Raw genomic sequence first — 9,199 nt, forward strand, 5'->3', positions numbered from 1 at the left:
AGTTTTGAAGGAATATATTAGAAATCAAGAAAAGCCGTCCTAGAAGGACGGGGCTTGAATCCCGTTTTTTTGGTCAGGGTTTGCTCTAAAAGCGATTCAGGAGTCCGTTCGATCGCTTCTAGAAGGCGTTGTTTTATCGGCGACATAAGATGACCTCTCAATCTAGCTCCTCTCATCTTATCAGTAAGTCTAGTAAATTTTGTTTGCATCGAAAACTTAAATGTGTCTGGGATGCTCAAGTGTGGTAAATTAGCGGCTGCTATAGCAATGCTTGGATTCTCTGAATTTTGTAGTCTGAGGTTGACTCGCCCATGATTGAGTTACAAGCGGATTTAGAATATGTAGTGAGCGATCGATTAAAAGTCTCTCTGGATGCGATCACGCAATTTTGCCAGCGCTGGAACATAGTCGAGTTTGCCCTGTTTGGCTCGGTGCTGCGGGATGATTTTCGCCCTGATAGCGATGTGGATGTATTAGTTACTTACGAGCCATCGCACCGCCTCACGCTGTCTCATTTATTGGGTATGCAGGAAGAGATAGAGCATTTATTTCACCGTCCTGTAGATTTGGTGGAAAAAAAGCTGTTAAAAAATCCCTATCGGCGATCGAACATTTTGAAAACCTATCGAGTGATTTATGCAAGCCAACGAGCGGGATAGTGCTTCACTTTGGGACATGGCGCAGGCAATCCGTCGGATTCAAGAGTTTACGGGGGATGCGTCATGCGAGACTTATCTTGAAAGTGTTTTTATGCAAAGTGCCGTAGAGCGGCAGTTGGGGATTTTGGGCGAAGCAGCTCGCAGAGTTTCGAGCGAGTTTCAGCAGTTCCATCCCGAAATTGATTGGCGAAATGCGATTAACTTACGCAATATTTTGGTTCATCGTTATGACCAAGTGAGTTCGGAAGTTATTTGGAATATCGTTACAAGTATTTTGCCTAGTTTACTGGTCCAAATAGAGGCATTACTGCCACCGTTACCTGATGATACTTGATATCATGCCCGGTCAATCGATTTTAGATTTTAGATTTTAGATTAAAGAATTGAAGCATTGACCCCACGGATAAATTCGGGGGGCAAGTTTCTCGAATACACGTTTTTTATTTCTGGACGGAGGCATCCGGGGGCTTGTATCCTGGATGCTTTCGGTCAAATTGCTCCGCTTAGCGCTTGAGGGCGATCGCTCCGGTTTGTAGTGAGGACTTTAGTCCGCAGGATCGAAGGACTAAAGTCCTCACTACAAACTAATCTTAATCGATATCATTCAATCAGACATCAACTACGGTAGCTGACCTAATTTTTGAGTAAGAATCGCTACAGCCACTTCGTAATCCTTTCCGAGGAGGTAAGAAAAATGATAATAGCTGGCAAGATAGAAATCGCAACCAAACTTCTGATAGCGATCGCAGATCGCCAGAAATCCATAACGGGCATCGCTGGGCTTTGTGAACCAATCACGATGGTAAGAGTCCTGAAGAAACAGGGTAAGTGTCTGTTGGTCAGCACTCGGAATCAATCGAATGGGATGAATGCTGGCATGGTGCGATCGCGGCACTGGCAGCAGCAGGTTATACTCTTCAACTGTGAGAAAATCTGCCAGACTATCTTCGGCGATCTCAAAGTAGGATTGCTCCGGTAACTTGAGAAAATGGTGCCACGCCATCCAAAATTCGTGTTTGCTGTCAAATCCTGGATCGATATCTAATCGCCACTGTCGATCCTGACATAAATCATCGAGAACATCTTGGGGCAAATCCGTGAGTTTCATGAATCGTCTCCCTGCAATCATTTTAACCGCCTAGTTCGACTATTCTAATAAATATCTTGATCGGCAAGAGATATTTCAAAAGAGCGATCGCCCGCAAATAAAAGGTGCGCGCTCGCACTCCACTTATTCCTAATTCTATAGCTCTTTTAACGGTTCAAAAACCAACAGCGAATCGATCGCCCGCAGAGCCTCCGACATTCGCAACTCGTGCGCTCCTGCGACAGTAATATACCGCTTTCCTTTATTCTGAAGAACCTCAACAAACTGCTGGTGCATAGTCATCCGTAAATGTTCGCTTTCTCGCGTTCCATCCTGAACAAACCCGAAATCCGGCTGAGTCAAAATATACAAATCGCAGCGGCGACTGTCTGCAATTTGCTCGACTGTCGGGTGTTCTGAACCAACGTAACGTTTGTGCCAAATACAAGTAGCTAAAGAATCTGTATCGCAGATAACGACTTTGTTAGCGCGAGTAGCAATATCGTCTTCTATAGCAGCTTGTTTCTGGGCAATTTCTACAAATTCATAGCTGTCCCAAATTTCAGGATCGGGCGAATATTGCCTGCCTTCCCAGTAACACCTGCCGTATTCGGGAACCCAAGCAGTTTGATAGTGCTGTGCGAGCGATCGCGCCAGGGTAGTCGTGCCGCTCGATTCTACACCCAGCACGCAGACTCGTTTGGCAAAGTAGGCTTTGGCTGGGGGAGTCAGCATTTGCCAGTGTTCGGCTAGGTGCGATCGCAATTGCGTTCCAGAAATCGCGAATTTGAGCCGTTCGCGATCAACTGCACAGTGTTGAGATCCCATCAGTTTTGCCCAAGCTTCGCCGTAATCTTCTGAAGTAAAAGCGATATCGGGTTTTCGCCCGGAAAGCACCTCTAGAGTCCTCTGAGCCCAAGGTTCGGGGGCTTCCGGCAAATCGTCGAGCACTTCGATAACTTCTGCGTCGGGATGCAAAAACCGAATCCATTCGGCTCTAACGCTTCCTGGAACTGCTTGATTTGTTTTGTAACAGGCCAGAACGATTAAACGGTCAACCTTTTTTTTAGCTTCTCGAATTAAATAGTCGTGTCCTTTATGGAAGGGATAAAATTTGCCTACAGTAACACCAAGTGTCATAAAGATTGCTGCATTTTTAACTTTTGTTCCGAGTAAATCCGCTGAAAATTTTGCAGTCCGTAAATTGCCATTAACCAAAATATCGCGTACAAAATACTCGTCAAATATAGCCCGCGCGAGGCATACAAGGGAACGTAAATCATGTCTGCAAAAATCCACAAATACCAGCTTTCGAGATACCGTCCCATCAGGTACAACTGAGCGTTCGCGCTTAAGATGGTGGTTAGGGCGTCCCAAAATGGTGCTGCACCGCCCAAAGATACTAATACTGTTCGCAAGCCAAATACGCCAACTGTAACTAAGACTGCGGTGAGGATGAGCCAGCGTTGATCCATGCGAGATACAGGTTTTTCTGTGCTGTTTTCGCCGCCCTGCAGCCAAATATAAATTGCTCGCAAGCTCGTGATTAAATAGAAAAATTGAATCGCAACTTCGCCGTAAAGTTTAACTTGATAAAACACCGCAGCGTAGGCGATAACTCCGATTAAGCCGATCCACCAGCCTAGGGGATTGTTTTTAGCAAGCAGCCAAACGCTCCAAGCAGAAGCGATCGCGGCTATCGCTTCGATTAAGTCGAGTTGGATAGGGACAAACCACTGCACAGAAAGCAGGAGCACGAAGATGCTTGCTGCGAAGCCGATTAAGTTTGGCAGGTTCGCTTTTTTCATGGCAATCCCTATCTCGGCTGGCTATATTGACTGCGAAATCAAATCCGAATCCTTCTTTTCTTTTGAGCGATCGACACTAAAGTCTTCATAGTACGATCGCTCAGTATTCACATCCCACAAATCGTGCTTTTCGCCGAGAATATTTCTCACAGCCAGCATTCCCGTCAGCATGGAATGGTCTTGGTTGTTGTATCGGTGCATACCGTTTCGCCCGATCGTCTGCAAATTCTCAATTCCCTTCACAAAACCTTCAAGTACCTGCAAGTGTCCTCGATATTCGCCATCATAAACTGGATAAGCCTTGGGCTGCCGTATGACAACTCCATCCTCAACCTCGTCAGTTTTGGCTAACCCCAAACCAACCAACTCGCGAGTTGCTAATTCGATAAGTTCAGCGTCTGACATTTCCCAAACCTCGTCGCCTACGCTACAGAAATATTCCATTCCCAAACAACTTTTGCTGGCATCGGGAACTAAAGCGGCGCTCCAATTCTTAAAGTTTTGAATTCGTCCCACTTTGACTTCGGGGGAGTGAATGTAAATCCAGTTGTCAGGAAACAAATCCTTGCGATCGACAATCAGTGATACAATCAAAAAATCTCGATATTTGAGCGATCGCGCGGCGTGCAATACCTCTTCGGGCGGCTGCGGTTTCATTCTTCCTACCAGCGCCGATATCGGCATACTCGTAATGAAATTATCCGCCGAATATTGAATTAATTCTCCGTTTTGCTCCGCAGTAATACTTTTAATTTTATTACCTTCACGCTCAAAGCTAATCACTTTAGTATCCAGATAAACTTTGCCGTCTTTATTCTCCACAGCTTCCGCGAATTTTTCCCACATCATCCCCGGCCCCAAAGCCGGATAATCAAACTCTTTGATTAATGTTTTGGTGTCGTTGCTGCCAAACAAAGCATTAATAATTGCTGTCGTCAGGGACAATCCTTTAATCCGCTGCGCCGCCCAATCTGCTTGAATTTCCGAACAAGGAATGCCCCAAACTTTTTCCGTGTAAGTCTTAAAAAATGTTTTATACAAGCGTTCGCCAAAACGATTGATCACCCACTGTTCAAAAGTTTTTTCTTCCGTAAGTGGCCAAATTCTCACTTTCAGATAACTCAAGATAATCAGCGTACTCTCAATTATGCCCAAATTAAAGAGAGTATTGAAGGCACTGATCGGATAGTTAAAAAATTTACCTCGATAAAAAATTCGCGACAATCGTGGCACTTTAATAAACTCATTTCCCAGTACCTCTTGCCACAACTGCTGCACGGCTTCAACTTTAGTATAAAAGCGGTGGCCGCCAATGTCGAAACGATAGCCTTTGTAGGTTTCTGTGCGAGCTATTCCCCCAACTTTATCACCTTTTTCTAGTACAACAGGGATGATGCCTTGCTTGACGAGCTCGTAGGCAGCAGTCAAGCCCGCAGGGCCTGCACCGACGATCGCAACAGGATAATGTTTCACTAAGCCTACCTCCAGCTTTTTGATCGAACTATACAGTTATAAATAACTCTATACAGTTATTTATAACTTGTCAAAGCGATAGATGCACCCGTAAATACCCTGAGAAACTATCGATCGACCTAATGTTGAAGGACGATTTGCCTTGATTTATTGAGCGGATACTGGCAAGCTAACTTTGCCAGTCAAGGGCTTTTTTTGGTATAAGTAGCGACCAGTACCGATTGCAAATGCCAGTCCGCTATAAAAGTAGAAAAGCCAGTGCCACGGAATTGTTTTCACGGCAAATACGATACCGTGTTTACGGTAAAAAAATCGGTAAAGTGGTGCATTAATTGCTACCAGTGGTATGGCGAGCAAACCAGCCAGTAGCAGAAAGCTCAGCGACCAGCAGGTTCCCAAAATTGCCAGCAGGACTGCATAAGTTAAAATCACGCTGATCCGGTTTGAAACTTGCAAGTTGAGGTCGTTATTCAATTTGCGATCGCGCCAAATCAGTTCTGTCCAAGGCAGTGCTCGGTAGAAAAAGTCAGCTTTCACCATACCCATAGGTTTCCACCGCTTTAAATGTTTCACCTGCAATGTTTTGCACAGCCGAATGTTATAACCTGCTTGTTTCAAACGGTAGCCGAACTCAATATCTTCGATCGAAGCTTGGCGGTAACTCTCATTAAAGCCCCCCATCTGCAAAAAAATTTCCCGGCGAATCACTCCGCAAGCGCCCCAAAAAGTCGAAGCTTCTTCGTTACCTGTTTGGTGCACGTAGTGGTGCAGCAAGTTCCTGTACTGCGATAGAAAATCAGGATCTCCAGGATCATCGTCGTAAGAGCCAATGAAAGCAGCTAAGTAGGGATTATTTTTGAACACTGATATCGCATAGCCCACAGCTTCTGGACAAACAGCGACATCAGCATCCACAAAAAACAGAATATCTCCCTTTGCAGCTTGGGCACCCAAATTCCTTGCCCGCGCTGGCCCCCCGCATTCGGGAATCCTGATGACTTTGGCGCCGAATTCCTTAGCCAGACGCCAAGAACCGTCGCTTTCGCCATCTGCTACTACAATAATCTCGATCGGTCTAGGCACAGCTTGAGCCAGTTTTGACAAACAGGTGCGGAAGTAAGCGCCCCCGTTGTGGACTGGGATAATGATGGATACAGTGGGGTCGGCGGTAGAAATCATTACCTAAATTATTTAAATTGCAGGAACCCAAATTTGCTTAAATTTTATTGTTGCTACTTTACGAAGGGTAAAATTAGCTCTACTTTTTTATTTATAACTCGATTGCTGTTTGTATTCAACTAGATTTTTTGCTGGCATTCTCGATTAGATTTTCCCCAATTCATACCTGTATTCTACGCCATATCTTGCTGAGACTGACCTGATGCAGACAACAGCTTTACAAAATCTTTAAATATAGGATTGTTTGTGTAAACTTGCGAAAAAGCACCAGCAGCATTTTTGTGCGGCTGTGTTGCACCGCACAAGACTGTGATTTTATAAGTAGGCACACCGTATAAAATCAAACATCCTTTATACGGACACCGGGAACTGTCAGCACTTGCGCGGTACAATTTCTTTTACCGACCTCATCCGCGAGTGACTCCTGAACCAAGTCTCGATCGCTACTGCGGACTCAATGCACATTTTATGACTTTTGGCAATATATATTTTTAAATATACGTCTTAAAATTCCCGACGCTGTACGATCGAGCTTTGGTAATTTGCTAACATACCCTTAGCTAGCTCCCTTTGAACCAAAACTTTTATCTAAACCATTTTTTATATTACATGATAACCTCCCAAAACACTTTAAATCAGCCATTAGTTTCAGTCATCATACCAGCTTTCAACGCTGACAATTTTATTGCTAAAACCTTAGAGTCGGTCTTATCTCAAACTTATCAAAACATAGAAGTTTTAGTAGTTGATGACGGCTCTACAGATACAACAGCCGAAATAGTCCAATCTTTTGCTCAAAAAGATAGCCGAGTCAGCTTATTCCACCAGCCAAATGCCGGCGTCGCCGTCGCCCGCAACCTAGCAATTGAAAAATCAAAAGGCGAATATATTGCTCCCATCGATGCCGACGATATTTGGTATCCCCACAACCTAGAAAAACAAGTGAAATGCCTGACTTCCTCAGCACCATCTGTCGGAGTTGTCTATTCCTGGTCAGTTGATATAAATGAAAAAGACTTGCTGACAGGTGGATTTTATAACTCCACCATCGAAGGAGAAGTTTACACAGCATTAATTTATAAATATTTTATAGGCAATGCCAGCTCATCTCTAATCCGCCGCCTTTGTTTTGCAAAAGTCGGCGGTTACAACGGCAAACTTAAACTAGAAAACGCTCAAGGCTGTGAAGACTGGGAACTTCACCTCCGCATCGCCGAACATTATCAATTTAAAGTCGTACCAGAATACTTAGTTGGCTATCGGCAGATTGCCAGCAGTATGTCTAGCAACTATGCAGCAATGGCAAAATCTCACTCTTTAATTATGGCCGATGTCCGACAGCAACATCCTGAAATTCGTAGCAGCATTTATCGCTGGTCTAGCAGCAATTTTTACATTTACTTAGCTGTTAAAAGCAACCGCAGCGGCAATCACCGGAGTACATTATCTTGGCTTTATAGAGCTTTCAAAGAAGATTTATCAATGGCACTTTTGCGACACAATTTGTATCTGCTCTTTATAGAAAGTATATTAAAAATAATAGTTACACCGCCACCTGCATCAGGGTTAGAGTTAAAACCAGCATCTGAATCCAGTGAAGGAACGACACTTGCTAGGATTGAGACGCGGACGAAGGCTCACAGAATGTTACCCTCGCAAGTATATGAAAGAATGCGATTCAACAGTTTAGGAAATCTAAAATCTAAATAAACCCAACATTGAAAAACCCGGTTTTTTGAAGAAACCGGGTTTTTCAGGAAGCTAGAGGGCGTTTAATTCTGCCTGGTTGCTCGCTCAAGAATCAGGAAAGAGAATTAAATAAAAAAATCTCCATTTTCCATGCTTCCTTCTTGCGACAGACATCGGACTGACATCCGTTACATCCGTTACATCCGTTACAAAATCCGTTGCCGAACTTCCTTCTTCCTTCTACTTAATCAATCTAAGCGTGAGAAGCTGTAGGAGTTTTAGCTTGTGGCTGCTGGCCGTCTGGCGACAGGGATTCCCCTTCAATAAACGAGCGCAACATCCAAGCCATTTGCTCGTGCTGTTCCATCAAACCAGTCAAAAAGTCTGCGGTTCCATCATCCTTAAACTCTTCACCGCATTGTTCAACGTGTTTGCGGAGATTGCGAATAATCAGTTCGTGGTCATCAACTAAACGCGCTACCATTTCCGTAGCCAAAGGCAAATCGCCGATATGTTCTTGAATCGAGCCATACTTCAGAAAACCCTCAGCAGTACCAATTGGATAGCCACCTAAAGTTCTCACCCGTTCAGCCATAGCATCGATATTTAATGTTAACGCCTGATAGTGTTCTTCCCACAACTGGTGGAGCGATCGAAACTGCGGGCCCACTACATCCCAGTGATACTTTTTGGTTTTGATTAACAGCAGATAAGCATCTGCCAGGTCGTGATTCAATAGTTCGATAACGCCTGCACGCTGCTCGTCAGATAGACCTATGTTTAACTTACGCATTGAAAATTGTTCCTTCAAATCTAACTTTACATTTATTAGAACAAATTTCCCCAACCACTTACATCAACCCAGAGGACGATCGAACTTTAGTAAAATATCTGCTTTTCAGGTTAAAGTAATTGCAATATTGATACCCTTAGATAGATGCAATAAAACTTATTGTTCTGCATCACCTTTGCTTGGTGAACACAGCGATTGGGCCGTCGGTGATTTCCCTCTCAATCCCCCTAGAGGAAAAGGCTGGAGTCTGATAGCCCGTACAAATCCAGGAATTTCTGCGGAAGTTAAGCAACATCCCACCCAAGGTTAACCAAAATCCACACACTTAATTGTGCGGGCTGCTTTAAAGGACGGCATCAGGGACTTGCAATTAAATATAACCCTGTTATCCTAGAACGCTAGGAAACAGATTTTCTCATATGAGTAGTTCTGAGCGAAAGCATCCAGGATACAAGCCCCCGGATTCATCCGTCCAGAAATAAAAAACCTGTATCCGATGAAACTTGCCCCC

Annotated in this window: 10 protein-coding genes; 3 read left to right on the top strand and 7 right to left on the bottom strand. The window is 44.2% G+C overall.

All coding sequences use genetic code 11. The annotated features are described in order from the left end of the window. Positions 1-17: 17 nt before the first annotated feature. Complete coding sequence (locus QUA74_RS28615) at positions 18-146, bottom strand: hypothetical protein (RefSeq protein WP_333335930.1); 129 nt, start codon at positions 144-146, stop codon at positions 18-20. Positions 147-311: 165 nt separating this feature from the next. Between QUA74_RS28615 and QUA74_RS28620 the strand changes: the two genes are divergently transcribed. Together QUA74_RS28620 and QUA74_RS28625 are read left to right on the top strand one after the other, a co-directional pair. Then, positions 312-659, top strand: a complete 348-nt coding sequence (locus QUA74_RS28620) for a nucleotidyltransferase family protein (RefSeq protein WP_333335931.1) — start codon at positions 312-314, stop codon at positions 657-659. Continuing rightward, complete coding sequence (locus QUA74_RS28625; protein ID WP_333335934.1) at positions 637-993, top strand: DUF86 domain-containing protein; 357 nt, start codon at positions 637-639, stop codon at positions 991-993. The genes QUA74_RS28620 and QUA74_RS28625 overlap by 23 nt, the downstream gene beginning before the upstream one ends. 285 nt (positions 994-1,278) lie before the next feature. Here the strand turns inward: QUA74_RS28625 and QUA74_RS28630 are convergent, their stop codons facing one another. The 5 genes from QUA74_RS28630 to QUA74_RS28650 form a co-directional block, all read right to left on the bottom strand. After that, entirely contained in the window at positions 1,279-1,767 is a 489-nt protein-coding gene (locus QUA74_RS28630; RefSeq protein WP_333335937.1) for a hypothetical protein, read from the bottom strand. Positions 1,768-1,902: 135 nt separating this feature from the next. Then, entirely contained in the window at positions 1,903-2,886 is a 984-nt protein-coding gene (locus tag QUA74_RS28635; RefSeq protein ID WP_333335939.1) for an AAA family ATPase, read from the bottom strand. Continuing rightward, complete coding sequence (pnuC, locus tag QUA74_RS28640) at positions 2,883-3,554, bottom strand: nicotinamide riboside transporter PnuC (protein ID WP_333335942.1); 672 nt, start codon at positions 3,552-3,554, stop codon at positions 2,883-2,885. Before pnuC ends, QUA74_RS28635 begins: the two co-directional genes overlap by 4 nt. A gap of 21 nt (positions 3,555-3,575) precedes the next feature. Further along, the gene (locus QUA74_RS28645) at positions 3,576-5,027 is read right to left on the bottom strand and encodes an NAD(P)/FAD-dependent oxidoreductase (RefSeq protein ID WP_333335944.1); all 1,452 of its coding nucleotides are present in this window, start codon (positions 5,025-5,027) and stop codon (positions 3,576-3,578) included. A 147-nt stretch (positions 5,028-5,174) separates the two neighbouring features. Continuing rightward, the gene (locus QUA74_RS28650) at positions 5,175-6,206 is read right to left on the bottom strand and encodes a glycosyltransferase family 2 protein (RefSeq protein ID WP_333335947.1); all 1,032 of its coding nucleotides are present in this window, start codon (positions 6,204-6,206) and stop codon (positions 5,175-5,177) included. Positions 6,207-6,815: 609 nt separating this feature from the next. Here QUA74_RS28650 and QUA74_RS28655 point away from each other — a divergent pair. Then, positions 6,816-7,916, top strand: coding sequence for a glycosyltransferase family A protein (locus QUA74_RS28655; RefSeq protein WP_333335950.1), 1,101 nt, complete (start codon positions 6,816-6,818; stop codon positions 7,914-7,916). 232 nt (positions 7,917-8,148) lie between these two features. Here the strand turns inward: QUA74_RS28655 and QUA74_RS28660 are convergent, their stop codons facing one another. Next, positions 8,149-8,688 (bottom strand): Dps family protein, encoded by a 540-nt coding sequence (locus tag QUA74_RS28660; protein WP_333205474.1) that lies wholly within the window; start codon positions 8,686-8,688, stop codon positions 8,149-8,151. Positions 8,689-9,199 lie beyond the last annotated feature (511 nt).

This window comes from Microcoleus sp. LAD1_D3, assembly GCF_036702135.1.
In the GTDB taxonomy this organism is placed as follows: Bacteria; Cyanobacteriota; Cyanobacteriia; order Cyanobacteriales; family Microcoleaceae; genus Microcoleus.

Bases quoted from the DNA above. Each gene is read 5' to 3' on its own strand.
- QUA74_RS28660 (WP_333205474.1), bottom strand. From the start codon at position 8,688: ATGCGTAAGTTAAACATAGGTCTATCTGACGAGCAGCGTGCAGGCGTT.
- QUA74_RS28630 (WP_333335937.1), bottom strand. From the start codon at position 1,767: ATGAAACTCACGGATTTGCCCCAAGATGTTCTCGATGATTTATGTCAG.
- QUA74_RS28635 (WP_333335939.1), bottom strand. From the start codon at position 2,886: ATGACACTTGGTGTTACTGTAGGCAAATTTTATCCCTTCCATAAAGGA.
- QUA74_RS28615 (WP_333335930.1), bottom strand. From the start codon at position 146: ATGTCGCCGATAAAACAACGCCTTCTAGAAGCGATCGAACGGACTCCT.
- pnuC (WP_333335942.1), bottom strand. From the start codon at position 3,554: ATGAAAAAAGCGAACCTGCCAAACTTAATCGGCTTCGCAGCAAGCATC.
- QUA74_RS28650 (WP_333335947.1), bottom strand. From the start codon at position 6,206: ATGATTTCTACCGCCGACCCCACTGTATCCATCATTATCCCAGTCCAC.
- QUA74_RS28625 (WP_333335934.1), top strand. From the start codon at position 637: ATGCAAGCCAACGAGCGGGATAGTGCTTCACTTTGGGACATGGCGCAG.
- QUA74_RS28655 (WP_333335950.1), top strand. From the start codon at position 6,816: ATGATAACCTCCCAAAACACTTTAAATCAGCCATTAGTTTCAGTCATC.
- QUA74_RS28620 (WP_333335931.1), top strand. From the start codon at position 312: ATGATTGAGTTACAAGCGGATTTAGAATATGTAGTGAGCGATCGATTA.